General features: G+C 53.1%; 7 protein-coding genes and 6 pseudogenes. All 13 read right to left on the bottom strand.

The window, feature by feature from the left end; genetic code table 11:
- Nucleotides 1–47: 47 nt before the first annotated feature.
- Nucleotides 48–1,885: pseudogene (gene lepA, locus JCM12539_RS05345) on the bottom strand (translation elongation factor 4).
- 263 nt (nucleotides 1,886–2,148) lie between these two features.
- Nucleotides 2,149–2,868, bottom strand: coding sequence for an acetolactate decarboxylase (budA, locus tag JCM12539_RS05340; protein ID WP_054649821.1), 720 nt, complete (start codon nucleotides 2,866–2,868; stop codon nucleotides 2,149–2,151).
- 605 nt (nucleotides 2,869–3,473) lie between these two features.
- A complete protein-coding gene (gene alsS, locus JCM12539_RS05335; RefSeq protein ID WP_054649819.1) occupies nucleotides 3,474–5,159 on the bottom strand; it encodes an acetolactate synthase AlsS in 1,686 nt (561 codons plus the stop codon).
- A 146-nt stretch (nucleotides 5,160–5,305) separates the two neighbouring features.
- Complete coding sequence (dnaJ, locus tag JCM12539_RS05330; protein ID WP_054649817.1) at nucleotides 5,306–6,448, bottom strand: molecular chaperone DnaJ; 1,143 nt, start codon at nucleotides 6,446–6,448, stop codon at nucleotides 5,306–5,308.
- Between the two features lie 125 nt (nucleotides 6,449–6,573).
- Nucleotides 6,574–8,444: pseudogene (gene dnaK / locus JCM12539_RS05325) on the bottom strand (molecular chaperone DnaK).
- A 32-nt stretch (nucleotides 8,445–8,476) separates the two neighbouring features.
- Complete coding sequence (gene grpE, locus JCM12539_RS05320; protein ID WP_156302070.1) at nucleotides 8,477–9,040, bottom strand: nucleotide exchange factor GrpE; 564 nt, start codon at nucleotides 9,038–9,040, stop codon at nucleotides 8,477–8,479.
- Between the two features lie 25 nt (nucleotides 9,041–9,065).
- Nucleotides 9,066–10,090 (bottom strand): annotated as a pseudogene (hrcA, locus tag JCM12539_RS05315) (heat-inducible transcriptional repressor HrcA).
- 792 nt (nucleotides 10,091–10,882) lie between these two features.
- On the bottom strand, nucleotides 10,883–11,833 hold the full coding sequence (gene ribF / locus JCM12539_RS05310; protein WP_054649827.1) for a riboflavin biosynthesis protein RibF: 951 nt from the start codon (nucleotides 11,831–11,833) through the stop codon (nucleotides 10,883–10,885).
- Between the two features lie 54 nt (nucleotides 11,834–11,887).
- Nucleotides 11,888–12,782: pseudogene (gene truB / locus JCM12539_RS13410) on the bottom strand (tRNA pseudouridine(55) synthase TruB); the annotation flags it as partial.
- 4 nt (nucleotides 12,783–12,786) lie between these two features.
- A pseudogene (locus JCM12539_RS05300) lies at nucleotides 12,787–13,534 on the bottom strand (TerC family protein).
- Between the two features lie 315 nt (nucleotides 13,535–13,849).
- On the bottom strand, nucleotides 13,850–15,499 hold the full coding sequence (locus JCM12539_RS05295) for an oligopeptide ABC transporter substrate-binding protein (RefSeq protein ID WP_054649813.1): 1,650 nt from the start codon (nucleotides 15,497–15,499) through the stop codon (nucleotides 13,850–13,852).
- 283 nt (nucleotides 15,500–15,782) lie between these two features.
- Nucleotides 15,783–17,554 (bottom strand): annotated as a pseudogene (locus tag JCM12539_RS05290) (oligopeptide ABC transporter substrate-binding protein).
- 125 nt (nucleotides 17,555–17,679) lie between these two features.
- Nucleotides 17,680–18,615: an ABC transporter permease gene (locus JCM12539_RS05285; protein ID WP_054649811.1), complete on the bottom strand. Its 936-nt coding sequence runs from the start codon at nucleotides 18,613–18,615 to the stop codon at nucleotides 17,680–17,682.
- Nucleotides 18,616–18,622 lie beyond the last annotated feature (7 nt).

The raw sequence follows: 18,622 nt of genomic DNA, 5'->3' as shown, positions 1-18,622 counted from the left end.
GCTGATGTTTATAGCTTTGCTTCCGAAAGTCCGCGCACTCACAACGCCTATTTTCCGCGTGTATTCTCGTCCTTAACCTTCAAAAGTGACATGAACGCTTCCTGCGGGACATCGACTGAGCCCACGGCCTTCATCCGCTTTTTACCCCGCTTCTGCTTGTCCAGCAACTTGGCGCGCCGGTCGGGGTCACCCGTGTGTATCCGGGCGGTTACGTCCTTGCGGTAAGCCTTGACCGTTGAGCGGGCAATTACCTTTGTTCCGAGCGCCGCCTGAATTGGCACATCAAACATCTGCCGCGGGATTGTTTCCTTGAGTTGGGCAACCACGCCACGGCCACGTTCGTACGCAAAGTCGCGGTGCACAATCGTACTGAGGGCATCAACGGGATCACCATTGAGCAGAATGTCCATTTTAACCAGGTCACTTTCCCGGTAACCAATCAGGTCGTAATCTAAGCTTGCGTAACCCTTGGTGCTACTTTTCAGGTCGTCAAAGAAATCGTAGATAATTTCGGATAATGGCATGTCGTACACCACGCTCACCCGGTACTTATCCAGGTAGTCCATGGTCACAAAGTCGCCCCGCTTGCGTTGGCAAAGTTCCATCACCGGCCCAACGTAATCGTTTGGCACCATGATTTGCGCCTTCACGTAGGGTTCCTGGATTTCTTTGACTTCACTCGCGTCCGGCATAGCCGCCGGATTGTCGATTGTTTCCTCGGAACCATCCGTGCGCATAATGTGATAGTCCACTGATGGTGCGGTCATAATTAGATCAAGGTTAAATTCACGTTCCAGCCGCTCCTGCACCACGTCCATGTGCAACAACCCCAGAAAACCGACACGGAAACCAAATCCGAGCGCCTGACTGTTTTCGGGTTCAAACTCCAAGGACGCGTCATTCAGCTGCAGTTTTTCGAGCGCTTCGCGTAAATCCCCAACTTGGCGTTATCCACCGGGAAGACCCCAGAGTAAACCATCGGCTGAATCTGACGGTATCCTTTGAGGGCGTGCTCGGCCGGTCGGTCCGCCAGCGTCACCGTATCACCAACCCGCGTGTCCTGAATAGTTTTAATTGCAGCCGTAATGTAACCCACGTCCCCTGCCATCAGGGCGTCCCGCTTAACGGACTTTGGCGACATTACACCCACTTCTGTTACTTCGAAGGTTTTGCCATTACTCATCAATTGGATGCGATCGCCCACTTTCACCGATCCGTCGTGCACCCGCACGTTGAGCACCACACCCCGGTAAGCATCATAGACAGAATCAAAAATCAACGCCTTGAGCGGAGCCTCAACGTCACCAGTCGGTGCGGGAATATCCGTCACGATGTGCTCGAGAATATTTTCCACGCCCAGGCCGGTCTTCGCACTCGCCATCAGTGCGTCGTCGCCGTCCAAGCCAATCATCTCTTCCAATTCCTCGCGCACCATGTCGGGCTGCGCACTCGGCAGGTCCACTTTGTTAATAATGGGTACGATCTCCAGGTCGTCGTCCAAAGCCAGGTAAGTGTTCGCCAGCGTTTGGGCCTGAACCCCCTGGGAAGCATCAACCAATAGTAAGGCACCCTCACACGCGGCCAAGCTACGGCTAACTTCGTAGGTGAAGTCCACGTGCCCCGGAGTATCGATGAGGTGAAAAATATAGTCTTCGCCATCCTGAGCATGGTAGGTCAGTTCCACCGCGTTCAGCTTGATGGTAATTCCCCGCTCCCGTTCCAGCGGCATATCATCCAGTACCTGCGCCTGCATATCGCGCTCGGAGACCGTATCCGTTAATTCCAGAATTCGGTCCGCCAACGTACTCTTGCCGTGGTCAATGTGCGCAATAATGGAAAAATTACGAATGTGTTTTTGACGCTCACGCATTTCGTCGAAGTTCATTAATTAGTTCCCGCTTTCTGTTCAAGTACATCACTGATGACCATTATACCAAAGATAGTGCAGCCACGGGTGGTCCGGGGATTAGCCGCGACATACAATGTTAGGTTACCGGGCAAAGTTGTCGCGATATTCTCTAGCAAATTGGCCGGCCAAAACAATCGTCAATCTGATTATACCTAAGTTTTAAGCATTTAAAAACTACAAATTAAAGCAGCACGAGCCGCGCCAGATAGGCAACGATTCGTACTGCTGCTTTGATTAACTTAATTTTCGGCCTGATTAATATCCCGGAGCACTTCATCAGTATTAAACTGCTCTTGACGAAATTGTTCGTTACCCGTAGGCAAATGTAGCTGCAGGTCAGTGAATTCTTGCAAGTACAAAGTCGCCCTGCGTACCTTTGCATCCAATACATGACCGCCAAAGGTCGGCTCGTCGTCTAAGAAATGCAGGTGGAAACCTGGGGACGTAGCCCCACCATAGATTGCCGGGGAATAATATCCCGACAACGTCCCTGCAATGTCCGTAGCGTTAAACACCGACTGGGCTTTAGCAGTCTCGGCCAGGGTGCCAAAAGGCGGCTGCTGGGTACCACGAACAGCTCGCGTCTGTACTTGGTCAAACTCCCCCACCAACCGAACAGCGTAGAACACATTACTCGTGCCCATCACTTGCAGAATCGTCGCCTTGATTCCAGCAAAGTTTTGGTCGGTAATTTTACCAACGGCACGATCGTCCTGGTAGTGAACGTTTGCGAACGGTACCTGCTCTTCTGGACCAACAATCCGGACATGGCCATCCGCATTTACCTGGTAGACCTGACCCGCACGCATGATTAATTCACCATCAAGCCCGGTTAACGTTCCGATACCTGTATCGCCGTGATGCATGAGTTCACCAATGGTCTGCGTACCGGCAAGTAAGCCTGGAACAAGTAAGGCTAAAGTTCCGTGCTGATATAAGGTTTGCGTATTCTTGGACACTGTTGACACTTCTTTCTTTGATGTGGTTGGTATTGGAATGGGTATATTAGGGTACTATTCGCAAAAGGCAAGTGCGAACGGGTTCTGCATGGGGAAAGCCGCTGTCCTCCACGGTACATGTGCTTATTGAGATTAACTGCGCAGGCCAGAAGACGCCACATAAGTTACTACCACTAAAAGGCCAAAAACGAGTTCGTTCCCTTACCGGTAAATACTACGGCGCTCCCGCGTTAGTTGTGCGTTTTAAAACGAGCTGCGCAGGCCAGAAGACGCCGCATAAGCAACTCCAACCAAAAGGCCAAAACCGGGTCCGTTTCTTTGGCGGTAAATGCTACGGTGCTCCCGCGTTAGTCGTACTTATTTAAACGAGCTGCGCAGGCCAGAAAGTGACGCATAAGCTACTAACACCAAAAGGCCAAGTGCGGGCCTTTCGGTGTTAGTAACTTATGCTCTGCTTTCTAAACGGCCTGCTCCGCTCTCTGCCTCTAAAACGAGCTGCGCCCCGCAGAAACTTGCGCGTAACCCGCTACGCAATGAAGCCAAACCCGGGCTTCACCGCCGTAGCAAGTTACGCTCCAGTTTCTAACCGCGGGGCTCCGCTCTCTCTAATACAGCTGATCCTCCAAAATACTCTTACCCAATTCCTCACTATCACTATAATCCACGGGAATATCAACCACAACCGGGCCATCCGTCGCGAACGCCTCATCTAACACCCGCCCCAAATCAGCTGGGTGGTCCACACGCAACCCCTTTGCGCCAAAACTCTCCGCGTACTTCACGAAGTCAACCGGGCCAAAATTGACCCCCGCCGACTGCCCGTACTTCATTTCCTCCTGGAACTTCACCATGTCATAATGGCCATCATTCCAAATGATGTGCACCAAGTTTGAGTGCAGCCGCACCGCCGTCTCCAACTCCTGCCCGGAAAATAGGAAACCACCGTCACCGGACACCGATACTACTTTGTGCTCCGGCCGCAGCAAGCTCGCCGCAATCCCCCATGGCAACGCCACACCCAACGTCTGCATCCCGTTGCTGAACAGTAGGTGACGTGGCTCAAAACTGCGGAAGTGCCGGGCCATCCAAATGTAATGCGTCCCAACGTCGACAGTGACCGTCATATCGTCGCTCACGCGTTCCTGGAGCTCACGAATGATACTGAGTGGGTGCGCCAAAGTCGCGTCAGGCGCGATTGCTGGCGGCTCGTCACGTTGCTGAATTCGCTCCTGCTCGTGGTCCAGAAAGTGCTTGGCCCCCGGCGTAACGTGGTATCCGCGCATCAGTGGAATCAACAAGTCCAAAGTCTGCGCGATATCTCCAATTAGCTCCGTCTCCGGCTGGAAGTGCGTATCAATCTCGGATGGTAATGAATCAATGTTGACGATGCGCGCATCGGCTGCCGCGTTCCAGTTGCGGGGCTCGTATTCAATTGGGTCATAGCCAATAGTAATGATCAGGTCACTCTGCTGAAGCAACTCATCCCCAGGCTGATTGCGGAAGAGCCCCACACGGCCAAAGAAATTATCGATCTGCTCGTGACTGATAATTCCCGCACCCTGGAAGGTTTCAACCACTGGCAGTTCGCTCACTGCCAGCAGATCGCGGATGGCGCGCGTCACGTCTGCGGACGAGGCCCGCATGCCCACCAGTAATACTGGCAGCTCGGCTTCCTTAATCGCCCGGGCCAGGTTGGTCATCTCGCTCAAAGACGCCGGACCGAGTTTCGGGGCCGCTAACCGCTTAATCGGAGCAGTGGTGACGGGACTGTCGGTCACGTCCTGTGGCACGGACACAAAACTAGCACCCTGCTTACCAGACGCTGCGGCCCGGTAGGCGTTCGCAATGGTTTCACTCGTGTTTTCGGGATCCTGCACTTCAACCGAGTATTTCGTAATGGGTTCAAAGACAGGCGCGTTCCGCATGCTTTGATGTGTCAACCTCTGGAGGTCACCACGCTGCACCTGACCAGAAATTGCGAGTACCGGGTCCCCCTCGGCCGTCGCCGTTACCAATCCGGTCGCCAAGTTCGACGCACCAGGGCCCGACGTCGTCAGTACTACCCCTGGTTTGCCCGTAATCCGACCGATTGCAGCCGCCATAAACGCCGCATTTTGTTCGTGGCGCGCCACGATGAGTTGGGGAGCATTAGGATTAACTGGATGTTCCAACCGTTCAAACACCCGGTCAATCTTGGCTCCAGGGATACCAAATACATACTTAACATCATGGTTTGCCAAACTGTCCACGATCATATCCGCACCGTAGCGTTGCGTTGATTTCTTTGTCATGCGTTAACCTCACAATCTTTTCGCTTATCTTTTGTAAGTGGTTCGCTATTCATACTACCACTATTGCCGGTGCAAACGCTACCCGAATTGCCGAAAAAAAAGTGGGCGTGAACAAATTTTTAGCTTTGTCCACGCCCACAATCTACTTACTTATTGAACGCATCACGAATTTTGTCGAACAGACTGCTTTCGTGCGGCTCAACTTTGTCGCCACTAGCCGCGGCGTACGCCATTAATGCGTCCTTCTGCTTCTGGTTAAGTTTCTTTGGCGTCCGAATCTTCACCGTAACAATCTCGTCACCGGTACCACTGCCGTTCAGGTGCGGTGCGCCTTTGCCACGTAAACGAATCTTGGTCTCCGTCTGCGTACCGGCTGGCACCTTCAACTGGACGGGTCCATGAACCGTATCCGCCTTCACTTCGTCACCAAGGGCGGCCTGGGCAAAGGAGATGTCCATATTCATCAAGATATCCGCACCGTCACGCACGTACTTCTTGCTTGGCTGCACGCGGAATACCACGTACAGGTCACCGAACGCCGCACCGTTGGGCCCAGCATCCCCAGCACCATCAAGCCGCATCTGCTGACCATCGTCAACACCAGCAGGCACCTTCACGTCGATACTGTGACGCTCCTGTTCCACACCAGTACCACGACAGTTAGTACACTTGTCCTTGATTTCCTTACCAGTACCGCCACAGACGTCACAGGTTTCGCGGGACTGCATCGTGCCGAGCATGGTCTGCCGCGTTACCGTGATGTAACCGGCACCGTGACACTTGCTACAGGTCTGCGGTTGCGCGCCATCTTTGGCCCCCGTACCCTTGCAGACGTGACAACGGCCCTGACGGTTGTAACTAATATTGTCGGTCTTGCCAAAGACAGCCTCCTCAAACTTGAGGTCCATCCGGTACTGCAGGTCGGCACCCCGGCGTTGACGCGCCTGAGTACCAGCACCCTGCGCGCCACCACCAAAGAAGGAGCTGAAAATGTCGTCGAAACCACCGAAGCCACCGCCGTCGAAGCCACTGTACGTTTGACCGCCAGCACCGCCACCAAATCCCTGCGGACCATCGGCACTGCCGTACTGATCAAAGGCGGCCTTCTTCTGCGGGTCGGACAGCACGGAGTACGCTTCGTTGATTTCCTTGAACTTTTCTTCCGCGCCTGGTTCGTGGTTGATATCTGGGTGGTACTTCTTAGACATCTTGCGGTACGCCTTACGAATTTCGTCCTCGCTCGCGTCCCGGCTAACACCTAAAGTCTCGTAGTAATCTTTATCAGCCATCATGACCTCCCCAAAATCGGGTTTTCAAATTGTTGTAATACATACCTACTTAATTTACCACAGGTAGCTCCATAGCAAAAGGCCAAGGCCCGCCATGAGCGGCCTTGGCCCGTTTGCTAGGAATATTACTTCTTGTCACCGTCATTAGTATCGGTGTATTCACCGTTGATGGTGTCATCGTCCTTGCCGTTGGCACCGTCAGCACTGCTACCAGCATCACTGCCAGCTGCACTGTCTGCGCCCGCAGCACCAGACTGGGCCTCTTGAGCCTGCTGGTACAACTTCACGGTCATGTCTTGGACAATCTTGTTCAGGGCGTCCTTCTTGTCCTTCATGGCGTCAACATCATTCTGTTCCTGGGCCTTCTTCAGCTCATCACGAGCGTCTTCGGCCTTCTTGATGTCAGCGTCATCAACCTTACCCTTAACGTCCTTCAACGTCTTGTCGGTCTGGAACAAGAGTTGGTCAACTTCGTTCTTGAGGTCAACTTCGTCTTTGCGCTTCTTGTCGGCGTCGGCGTTGGCCTCGGCTTCCTTCACCATCCGGTCAATTTCGTCGTCGGACAGGCCTGACGAACTCTTAATCGTGATGTTCTGGGACTTGCCGGTACCCATATCCTTAGCGGAAACCTGGACGATACCGTTCTTATCGATGTCGAACTTAACTTCGATTTGTGGCACGCCACGTGGTGCGGCCGGGATATCTGCCAACTGGAAGCGACCCAAAGTCTTGTTGTCAGCGGCCATTGGGCGTTCACCCTGCAGCACGTGGATATCAACGGCAGACTGGTTATCAGCAGCGGTACTAAATACCTGGGACTTGCTGGTAGGGATAGTCGTGTTGCGGTCGATCAGCTTAGTGAAGACACCACCCATGGTTTCAATCCCCAGGGAAAGTGGCGTAACGTCAAGCAGTACGACGTCCTTCACGTCACCGGAGATAACACCACCCTGGATAGCGGCACCCAAAGCAACGGCTTCATCAGGGTTGATGGAGTGGTCAGGTTCCTTGCCAGTCCAGCTCTTAACGGCGTCCTGAACCGCAGGAATACGGGTAGAACCACCATTCAGGATAACCTTGTCAATGTCACCATTGGAGAGGCCGGCATCCTTCAGTGCGTTCTCAACGGGTACGCGGGTCTTCTCAACCAGGTCAGCAGTCATTTGGTCAAACTGTGCCCGGGTCAAGGTCTTTTCCAAGTGCAGTGGGCCGTTAGCGCCAGCGGAAATAAACGGCAAGGAAATCTGGGTCTGAGAAACACCAGACAGGTCCTTCTTCGCCTTTTCAGCCGCGTCCTTCAACCGTTGCATGGCCATCTTGTCCTTGGACAGGTCAACGCCATTGTCAGCCTTGAAGCCTTCAACCATCCAGTCGATGATCTTGTTATCAAAGTCATCACCACCAAGGTGGGTATCACCGTTCGTGGACAGCACTTCGAAGACACCGTCACCTAATTGCAGGATGGAAACATCAAAGGTACCACCACCAAGGTCGTAAACCAGCACCTTTTCGTCGGCATCACCTTTGTCCAAACCGTATGCCAAAGCGGAAGCAGTTGGTTCGTTGACAATCCGCTTAACGTCCAAACCAGCAATCTTACCGGCATCCTTAGTTGCCTGCCGCTGGCTGTCGTTGAAGTACGCTGGGACGGTAATAACGGCCTCAGTGACGTCTTCGCCCAAGTAGTCTTCAGCGAACTTCTTAATGTACTGCAAAATCATGGCCGAAATTTCCTGCGGCGTGTAGGTCTTGTCGCCAACGGTTACCTTGTAGCCGGCTTCACCCATGTGACGCTTGATGGAAATAATCGTGTCTGGGTTCGTGATAGCCTGACGCTTAGCCACTTCACCGACCTGAATTTCACCATCCTTAAAGGAAACAACGGACGGTGTCGTCCGGTTGCCTTCTGGTTGGTGATAATCTTTGGCTCGCCACCTTCAAGAACGGCGACGGCACTGTTTGTAGTACCCAAGTCAATACCAATAATTTTAGCCATATTGATTTACTCCTTAAATTTGATTAACTGATTTATTTAGCAACAACTACCATGGCGGGACGCAGAATCCGGTCGTGCAAGCGGTAGCCCTTCTGCAGAACCTGCGCCACCGTATCAGCCGGATGCTCGTCGTCCGCGGGGACGGTCTGCACTGCCTGATGGATGGTGGGGTCAAAGGTGGCCCCGGCAGCCTCTACTTCGCTGACACCCGCTTCTTTGAGCGCCTGCTGCAGGTGATTGGCCACCATGGATACCCCCTGCTTCAGCTGCTCGGCGGCGGGGTCGGAAACCTCCGTCGCCAGGGCACGTTCAAGGTTATCCAGTGACGGCAAAATTGCCGTGATGACCTTTTGTCCGTCGTAGCGGGCGAGCTGTTCGCGCTCCTTCTTGAAGCGGGAGCTCATGTTCTTGATTTCCGCCGCAGCGCGCAGGTAATTATCCTCAAGCTCGTCCCGTTCGGCCTGCAACTGCTTAGTTGCCTCCGCTTCGGGACTATCGGCATCAATCAAATGCTCCAAGTCTTCCGCTGAACGTTGCAAATTGTCGTCCGCAACGTCAGCACCTGATTCGGGCTGTTGCCCTTCCTTTTTGGACATTGTGGTGCTCCTTTCCAAACCCACCCTAGTGGTGGTCATAGTAGTTAGTTAAGCGTGATGCTAATTCCGTTCTGAACGCCTCGAGCAAACCGATCATCTTGGAGTACGGCATCGACTTTGGCCCCAGGATGGCAATCATCCCCTGGCCGTGGTCGTTAACCGAATAGCGCGCGGTGATCAGACTTAAATTGCGGAGCGACTGTTCCGACAACTCCGAACCCAGGCGCACCGAGATTGGTCGTTGACCAGAACCATCGGTGTTCGCGTCCAACAACTGGTTTAACTCGTCTTGCCGGTCAATTAAACGGTAGATTTGCTTGAGCTCACCCAGGTTGTCGGACCCAAAGTAGTCCATGAGGTTTAGCCGACCGCAACGTAGAAACGTTCGCTGACCGCCTTTTGCAACACGTCGCCAAACGCATCTAGGAATCCCTTGGGTGTTTGTAACTGTTGCATCAAGATGGCCGGTACGTCGGTCCGCAACTTTTGCGCGACGGTGGTGAGGCTCTGGCCTACCAACTGGTCGTTGATAATCCGAATAGCTTTCTCCACCTGATCCGAATCCAACTCACGGGGCAAAGTAAACACTTGGTTCTGTACGCTACCGTCACTAGCTACGATGATGGCCATCACCTGGTGGTTACCTAGCGGCACTAGCCTGAAGCCTTCAAGGGTCAGGTTAGCCACCTCGGGCCCCAGTGTAATGGCAGTGTAACTAGTCAGGTTGGACAGAATCCGTGCCGATTGCTCGATGATTTCATCGATGCGACCAAAGTCGTTCCCGAAGGACTGACGAATGGTTTGCATCTCCTGCTCGGGAACCCGGGCCGGTGTCAGCATGTTATCGAGATAGTAACGATAACCAGCCGAACTGGGCACACGACCCGAACTGCTATGCGTTTTGCGAATCAACCCGGCATCCTCCAGCGCGGCCATGTCGTTGCGAATGGTTGCCGAACTGACGCGAATCGGTAGCGACGTCATGAGCGTTTTACTGCCCACGGGCTGACCCGTTTCGGTGTATAACTTGATGATATCTTTGAGTACCATCAATTCCCGTTCCGTTAACATGTCCTCACCTCCGGAATTAGCACTCATACTTTCTAAGTGCTAACAACAATAATATACAACCCCGGGTTAGCAATGTCAACGCGCGTTTGCTAATTTGGGTTAATTTCAGCCTTAGGTCTTAGTGGGTTAGTGGGTTAGTGGGTTAGTGGGTTAGTGGGTTAGTGGGTTAGTGGGTTAGTGGGTTAGTGGGTTAGTGGGTTAGTGGGTTAGTGGTAGAAACTGTGTGCGGCGTTTGGGGTTACGGCTTACGCGTCCTGCGCCGTGATTGCTATACCCGCACGCTCCGGCCGTTCCGGCTCCCACGAAGTTTATAGCCCGAGAAAACCACTCGGTCTATAAACTTTGCCGCCCTACGTCGCTGCGCTCCTAGGGCGCTCTGGGGTCACAGCAACCACGTCTCCGGACACGACGCCTCCACCCCAAACGCCACACAGTTTCTAGTTAAATAGTAAAGTAACCATCAATTCTTCGAAAACTCGAAATCTCTAAATGACTTGATTGTAAGGAATGATGAAATTATTTTCCATGCCAAGCAATCCAAATAATCAGTCAAGCAAACCTTGGAACAAGGACTATAAACTACTATCCGTAAATCTACTAGCATTTATAGGGAATTCGGCCGTAACGGTTATTTGATAACCATTTACACGGGCGAGAGCGTGAGGCCTGTAGCCGGTCATGACCAACGCCCACTCCACCTCCGCCATCAGTTCATTCCGACCAGCCACTTGCAATCAAAAACACCCGCCATCATCAGCGGGTGTCCTCTACCTATACTTGTGGATGTTGCGCCAAGTATGTCCGGCTGTTCGCCTCGTCCTGGTGCAACTGCTTAATCAGTCCCGCAGCGCCGTCAAACTTCACCTCGCCGCGTAAACGGTGGTACCACTCAACGGTGACCGTCTCGCCGTACACATCCTGGCTGAAATCGAACAGGTTTATTTCCACCGTCAAGGCACGTCCAGCGCCAAAAGTCACGTTGTAACCGACCGAAGCCATTCCCCCGTACCACTGGCCGCGCACACGGACCCGCGTTACATAAATACCGACCCCGGGGACCCATTCGTGTACGGGTGTCTCGATATTTAGCGTCGGAAAGCCCAACTCACGCCCGCGGGCCTCACCGTGGACCACTTTGCCCGTCGTCTGGTAACCGTAACCCAACAGCTCGTTGGCCGCGTCAATATCGCCGCCAGCCAGCGCCGTGCGGATGCGCGTTGAGCTAATCTTGTTGCCCTGCATTGTCTGCTCAGGAACCGTAATCACGTCGAACCGCCCGCGCGCGTAGCCGGGGAGTAACTCCATGTTGGCCACATCGCGCTTGCCATACGTGTAATCAAAGCCGGCTACGACCACCGCCGCTTTGAGGCGCACCAGGTACTGATCCACAAATGCCTGCGGCCCCAGGCGGGCGAACTCCGGCGTGAAGTGCGCCACGTAGAACAAGTCGACCCCTAAACCTGCTGCCAACTCCTCCTTGCGCGGGAGCGTTGATAAGTATTTAAAGGTCGCCTCGTCGGCATCACCATACACTACTGACGGGTGCACGTTAAACGTCATTAATGCCAACGGTGCGTGCCGCTTATCGGCCTCCTCGCGGGCACGACGAATAACCGCCTGGTGACCCCGGTGTAGGCCATCAAAGAAGCCCAGCACCAGCACAATTGGCTCTCCTGGTATCTCAGCATCGGTTAATGGCCGCGTAATATCAATTCTTTGCACTACAATCCCTCTATTCTTGGTGCCGGCGCCACTGCGAGTCGCGCGTGGCACCGTGTTGCCTAAGTACATCGTTTCGGGTTTGTACGCCCCGTCGACGAACCGGTAAATCCCCTTCATGACGTTATCGCGATACACACGAATACGTGGCGCCGTGGTTTCCTGAGTTAAAAACGAGTGTCCGTGCTGCACAATCTGCCACTGGGCGTCGGTTAAATCAAGTGCTGGTAGCTCACCGTACGCCCAATCCACCCCGTCAATCAAAGTATCCACGGTGCCGTCCGCAGCTGCCTGCGCTAGCTGCTCTAACGTCACGCTGTCGGCCAGAGCAAAACCACCACTTTGTTGCCGCGTCAGTTGGCTCATCACGGCCGCGAAGCCTAGCTTGCGACCTAGATCAACGGATAAAGTGCGGATGTATGTCCCCTTGCTCACCGTTGCCCGAAAAGTAAACGACTGTGTGCCAGCATCGGCATCAAAGCTGGTTGCGGAAGTCCGCACGAACTCGCTAATATGCGCGTGGCGCTCCGGGCGGGCCACCGTTTCGCCAGCCCGCGCGTATTCGTATAGCCGCCGTCCGTTAACGCGGACCGCGGAGTACATCGGTGCGACCTGAATAATGTCGCCGTTAAACGTGGCCATAGCGGTGTCAATCGCATCATCTGCTATCGGAGCCGTCAGCGGTGTGCGCGTCACCACCTCGCCATCCAGATCCTCGGTAGTGGTCGCAAAGCCCAGAGTTACCTCGCCAGTGTATACCTTGCCTCCACTTTGGAGCTGCGTAATCGCCTTGGTGGCCGTCCCAATTGCTAGCGGCAACACGCCGTCAACGTTCGGATCCAACGTGCCACTGTGCCCAATTTTTTTTGATGTGCAAAATTTTCCGTACTTTGTAAACCACGTCCGCACTGGTCATGCCGCGTGGCTTGTTAATTGGTAGTAATCCGTCCATTCGTCTAATCCTTTGTCTGTTGTTGACGCCTCTGCGTGTGGTTGTGCCATAGAATCGTGATGACAAACGCCGCTAACACAAAGACGCTAAACAATACGTTGGGCACCTCTATGTCAATTTGGGGGAGGCTCAGAAATAGTTTGACCGCAATCACCGCGATGAGCACGTAAGCCATGTAAAGTAACTCCGGCACCCGGGCAATGAGCCCAATCATTACCTGCGCAACAAACCGCATCGCGAGAATCCCAATACAGCCGCCCAATAGCACAATCACTGGGTTATTATCGATGGCCAAAGCCGTGAGGATGGAGTCCACCGAGAACACAATGTCCATCAACTCGACCGTCGCTACGGTGCCCCAAAAGGAGCGTTGCTTACGCGGTTGCTTTGCCCCATTCGCGCTTTCAGGATGGTGCTGTTCGTAAAAAAAAGTGCACCGACATGTACAGTAAGTAAACTGCACCTAGTGCCTTAATGCCCCAAAAACGCATCAAGTACGTACCCATACCGATTGCGATAAAGCGGAAAAGGTAGGCACCCCACAATCCGTACACCAGGGCTTCTTTTTCCAATTTCTGGTCGTGGAGCCCCTGCGTTTGGGCGGCCAAAACCACGGCGTTATCGACCGACAGCAAACATTCCATAATGGCCAACATGAGGATTGTCAGTAAGCCGGAGCCGGTCATGACGGCGGCATGCCAGTCACTGGCCGCAAAGAACGGGCCGTATAATTTTTCGATTAAGTGTACCATGCGTCAGGCCCCCGTTTAATTCGTACTAATATGCATTATAGCTTATGCAGTCCCCCACTGGCTATCGCTTTGTGCCGGTAAAAAGAGAGTGGACCACAATGCAGTTAGCTCCCGAGCACTAACGTAATAAGGCAGATATTCCCGAACTTAGGAATATCTGCCTCATTGTGTTAGACACAGGGAGCTGCATTGTGGTCCACGTTTGTAGGTAGCTTCTCACCATAACTCTAATTGGTCAGAAGTCGGCCGGCGTCGATGTTCGTCGTTTTCTCGAAGCAGCGAATTATGGCCGGGCCCCTTCCTAATTAGCGTTAATTAACGGGATGCACTCGTTACCGCAACGTCATCCCAATGGTTATCAGGTTTGAGCGACAAATCCTTCACCCGCGAACTAACCGGCAGCACCGTGACGCCATACGTCAACGGCGCAACGGCAGCTTCATTCAGCATGTACTTTTGCCACCGCTTGAATACGGCCACGCGGTAACCGTCGTTAAACGCTCGCGACCCGTCTATTTCTTCAAGCAGCTGCGTATTGCGCTTTGAAACAAAGCGGCTAAAGTTATACGGCGCTTGGGGGCCGTACAGTGCCATCGGTGACGGTTCAGCCCCCAGCGACCACGAACCCGCGATGATATCGATTGTAGCGGGGTTAGCCGCCACCATCTTATAGAAGGAGTTGAATTCGATTGGTCGCCCGGTAGTGAGGCGCACCCGCAGGCCCACTTTGCGCCACTGTTGCATGAAATCCGCGTACATCGCGTCGCTCGTGTCGTCACCCTGCATGACGGCTAAGTGCACGGTCAATTTGTGTCCGTCAGGATCCGTCCGGTAGCCGTCCTTGCCCTTCCGGTACCCTGCCTCATCCAACAACTTCCGCGCCCGCGTGCGGTTCAGAGTGTACCCGGAAGTCCGGAGGTGATAGCGACCAAAAGCAGTGGGAATGAGCGTGGTGCCTCGCGTCCTGGTGCCCGGATACAGCTTTTTGACCACCGCATCCACATTTAACGCGTACAGCATGGCCTGGCGCAACTTCTGATTAGCCATTTTGGCGTGTTTATTCATCACGTTACGCCCAGTCTTCTGGTCAAAGTGGCCCAGGTTAAATGCCAAATAATCGTATGACATTGACTGATCCGTGAGCATCGTGTACCCCGATGTACGCCGATAGTGCGTGTATTGCGCGCTGGGCATACCGAAAACCACGTCATACTTCTTCGCCTTCAACGCCGCGGTAGCTTTACTACTAGCCAACGTTTCGACGTTCACGTGCTGGAGGTGCGGCATCCCCCGGTAATAGTAACGGTTGCGGGCATACCGCACCGACTGCCCGTTAACCACTTTGGTCATGCGGAACGGGCCAAAGGTCAGCAGTTGACTGCGCATACGGGAACTCTTAGCTAGGTCGGCGAACGGAATGTTCTTCAGGTAGTGGTATGGTTCCGCGTACTCCCAGATGTAACCATTACCGGTCCGCTTCATGCCCGGCTTTAGTGCCTTAAAGTGCAGTATAACGGTACGCCCGTTATCACCTTGGGGTAAATTGATACCGCTGATACTCTTCGCGGCGCCAGCGTGGTAGGCAGCCATCCCCTTAATGTTAGCCAAAGCGTCCGTGTAGCGAGACGAATTTGACGCCTTGTTAGCTAAAATCTCGTAGGCGTACTCGACGTCCTTTGCGACCACTTTGTGCCCATCCGCCCACCGCACATTGCGGCGTAATTTGATGGTCGCCGTACGCGCGTGACGGTTCAGCCGCAGCGTCGCCGCCCCGTTCTGGTTGAACGTGTAGTCCCGGTTGACCCCAAAGAGGGGCTCCAAGCCAAACTGAGCAAAGTTGAGGTCCACGGTAGTCTCAGCAAACTCCGGCGCAAACGTACCCGTGAACGGAGAATTGCTGACCACGGCGGCGTCAAGCGTGCCACCCTTAATCGCGGTGTGATTGTTCGTTGTTCGCACGTGCATTGACGGCGATTTGCCAGCAGCCTGCCTACTCCCACAAGCTGCCAAAAGTAGCGTTAACGATCCCAGCATTATTAATCCCGTTCGTAAACGGTTAGTCATAATTAATTATCGACCCTTCCAGAAATCCAATATATTTTCCCCGCGTGTTCCCTAACGCTCCCCGAACAGTATAGCTCACGGTGTGCGCGGACAACAGTTAAATATCGGTGATAACGCAAACGCCCACCCCGAGATGGGGGTGGGCCGTTACGATCTTGAAAACTGGTAGAGCGGTGGTCACGGTTTAGCGACTAGTGCTAGTAACCGCAACGTCTTGCCATTGTGCATACTCTTTGTCAGCAGGTGAGATTGCATAGTTCTTAACCCGGGTGCTAGTTGGGTAAATCGTGTTGTAATACAGCGTTGGAACAACGGCTGCTTCATTCAGCATGTACTTCTGCCACTTCTTGAATGCCTTAACACGATATGCGGTGTCAAACGACTTCTCACTGTCGATTTCGTCGAGTAACTTAGTGTTTTCCTTAGAGGTAAAGCGACTAAAGTTATATGGGGCATCCTTGGAGTACAGGTCCATCGGCGATGGTTCGGAGCTTAACTGCCATGCCGCTGCGAATACGTCAATGTCGGAAGTATTGTTTTCGACCTTGTTGTAGAAGGCGTTGAATTCGATTGCGCGACCCGTAGTGAGCTTAACGCGCAGACCGACCTTCTTCCACTGCTGGATGAAGTCCTGGTACATTGCGTCACTGGTATCATCATTCTGCATTACAGCAAAGTGAATGGTCAGTTTCTTTCCCTTAGGTCAGTACGGTATCCGTCCTTCCCCTTCTTGTAACCAGCCTTGTCCAGGAGGTTCTTAGCCTTCTTGAGGTTCAAAGCGTAACCCTTGCTGTCAAGGTGGTAAGAGCTAAATGCAGGCGGGATCAGTGTAGTTGCCCGCGTCCGAACCCCAGGATAGAACTTCTTGGCCACTTCATCCAGGTTCAGCGCGTACATCATTGCTTGACGGAGTGAACGGTTGTTCATCTTGGCGTTCTTATTCATAACGTTGGTGCTAGTCTTGGTATCGTATTTGCCCAAGTTAAACCCAATGTACGAGTACTGCAAAGCTTGCTGACCAACCATCTGGTAGCCCTTCGCGTTTTTGTAATTCTTGTATTGTGATGCTGGTGTATCCAACACAATGTCGTACTTCTTTGACTTAATCGCGGTAACCGCCTTTGCAGGAGCCAGCACCTCAACATTAACCGCCTTGAGCTTAGGCGTGCCTTTGTAGTAGTACTTGTTGCGAGTAAACTCGACGGACTGACCACTGACAACCTTACTAAATTTAAATGGTCCAAACGTCACGGGGTCTTTACGAACCTTGTCGCTCTTAGCGAGATCGCTAAACGCAACGTCCTTGAGGTAGTGGTACGGTTCTGCACTTTCCCAAATATAACCATTGCCTGACTGCTTCATCCCGGGCTTCATTTGCTTGAAGTGGAGGACAACAGTCTTACCATTGTCACCATCTGGTTCAGTAATACCAGAAATGTTGTTGGCACTACCCGAATGGTATTCTTCCATACCCTTTATGTTTTGCAGTGAGTCAGTATAGCGCGATGATTTGGAGTTCTTGTTCGCGATAATCTCGTACGCGTACTCCACATCCTTGGCCACAACGGGCTTGCCGTCCGACCAGGTAACGTTTTTCTTAACCTTGATGGTGGCTGTCTTTGCCTTACGGTCCAGCTTCAGGGTTGCGGCGCCTTTATCCGTGTACTTATAGTCCTTGCCAACGCCAAACAGACTTTCAGTGGCAAATTGCATGAACTGGGCGTCAGAAGCGTTATCAGATAACTCTGGAGCAAAGATCCCAGCGATTGGAGAGCTGGATACCTCCGCCACACTCAGCGTGCCACCTTTAATCGCCTTTTTATTGTTGGTGGTAGACGACTTCATTGATGCTACAGCACTCTTCGTACTCGTTGAACTATTTGACCCACACGCCGCCAGGGTCAATGCCAGAACGGCGGTCATCGCACCCGCCATATATTTGGAACGTTTCTTCATTCTCAAATCCCCTTCCCAGAAAAATCCCGAAGTAACTACCCACAAATAATTAATAATTTCTAACTTCAAACTAATTATATACACATTATTAACAAATGCAACCGCAATTTTAATTTTTTTTGCAATTATCCACGCCGCTGCCGTGCGTTAGCTGCACGCTTCAGTGCCTGGCCAACCGCATTAATGGACAACGATAGCGTCAGCAACAGTACCGCTGCCGGCAACCACACCCACCAATAGTCGATGATCGTCACGGGATCATTCGCGTACCCGATCAACGTCCCTAGAGACGGCTGTGAGGCGGGTAGCCCAAAGCCCAGGAAGGACAGCCCGGTCTCAATACCGATGGAACTCGCTACCGTCAGCGTCAGGTCAGTGATGACAAAGGAGCTGATGTTGGGCAACACCTCGCGGAACATAATGACCACGTTCGGCGTCCCCGACGTCTTGGAGGCCATCACGTACTCCCGCTTCGCCTGCGTCAGAATCTGCGAGCGAATTAGTCGTGTGGTGGACGTCCAACTGAACAGGGTCAGAATCCACACCAGCTTCAGCGGGTCCAGATTGTTGACCAATTGGGCCAGGATGATGATGATCAGGAAGTGCGGCAACACCATCCAGAAATCGACGATGCGCATCAGCACGTTATCAATTGCCCCACCAAAGTAGCCCGAGACGGTTCCTAAGACAATCCCGATCAACTCGTTCAGAATCGCGACCGAAACCCCAATGAAGATTGAGTTCCGTGCGGCTACGAACAGGTAGTGGAACATATCCCGACCACTAGCGTCCGTACCCAGTATGTGGCCGTCCACTCCGGGAGCCAGGTACCGGTCGAGCACATTCACCGTCGTGACTTTGTCAGCGGACCAGATGATGCCACCCACAAAGGCGCCCAGGATAATCACCACCGCAATGGAAAACGCGACGATGGCGAATTTGTCCTTCAAAAACTCACGTACCAGCACCCGCATTGCAGAGGGGGTGACCAGCGTATCCGCGTCAACGTTCGCGACGCCCGCAGCGACAACCTGCGGATTTTGCTTCTTGCGTGAAAACATAAACACC

It is taken from the genome of Lacticaseibacillus pantheris DSM 15945 = JCM 12539 = NBRC 106106, from assembly GCF_001311175.1.
GTDB classification, from domain to species: domain Bacteria; phylum Bacillota; class Bacilli; order Lactobacillales; family Lactobacillaceae; genus Lacticaseibacillus; species Lacticaseibacillus pantheris.
The sequence above is the reverse complement of the archived record's forward strand: the minus strand, read 5'-3'. Positions and strand labels throughout refer to the sequence as shown.

Coding starts and splice junctions, on each gene's coding strand:
- alsS (WP_054649819.1), bottom strand. CDS start 5,159: ATGACAAAGAAATCAACGCAACGCTACGGTGCGGATATGATCGTGGAC.
- dnaJ (WP_054649817.1), bottom strand. CDS start 6,448: ATGGCTGATAAAGATTACTACGAGACTTTAGGTGTTAGCCGGGACGCG.
- grpE (WP_156302070.1), bottom strand. CDS start 9,040: ATGTCCAAAAAGGAAGGGCAACAGCCCGAATCAGGTGCTGACGTTGCG.
- JCM12539_RS05295 (WP_054649813.1), bottom strand. CDS start 15,499: ATGCACGTGCGAACAACGAACAATCACACCGCGATTAAGGGTGGCACG.
- JCM12539_RS05285 (WP_054649811.1), bottom strand. CDS start 18,615: ATGTTTTCACGCAAGAAGCAAAATCCGCAGGTTGTCGCTGCGGGCGTC.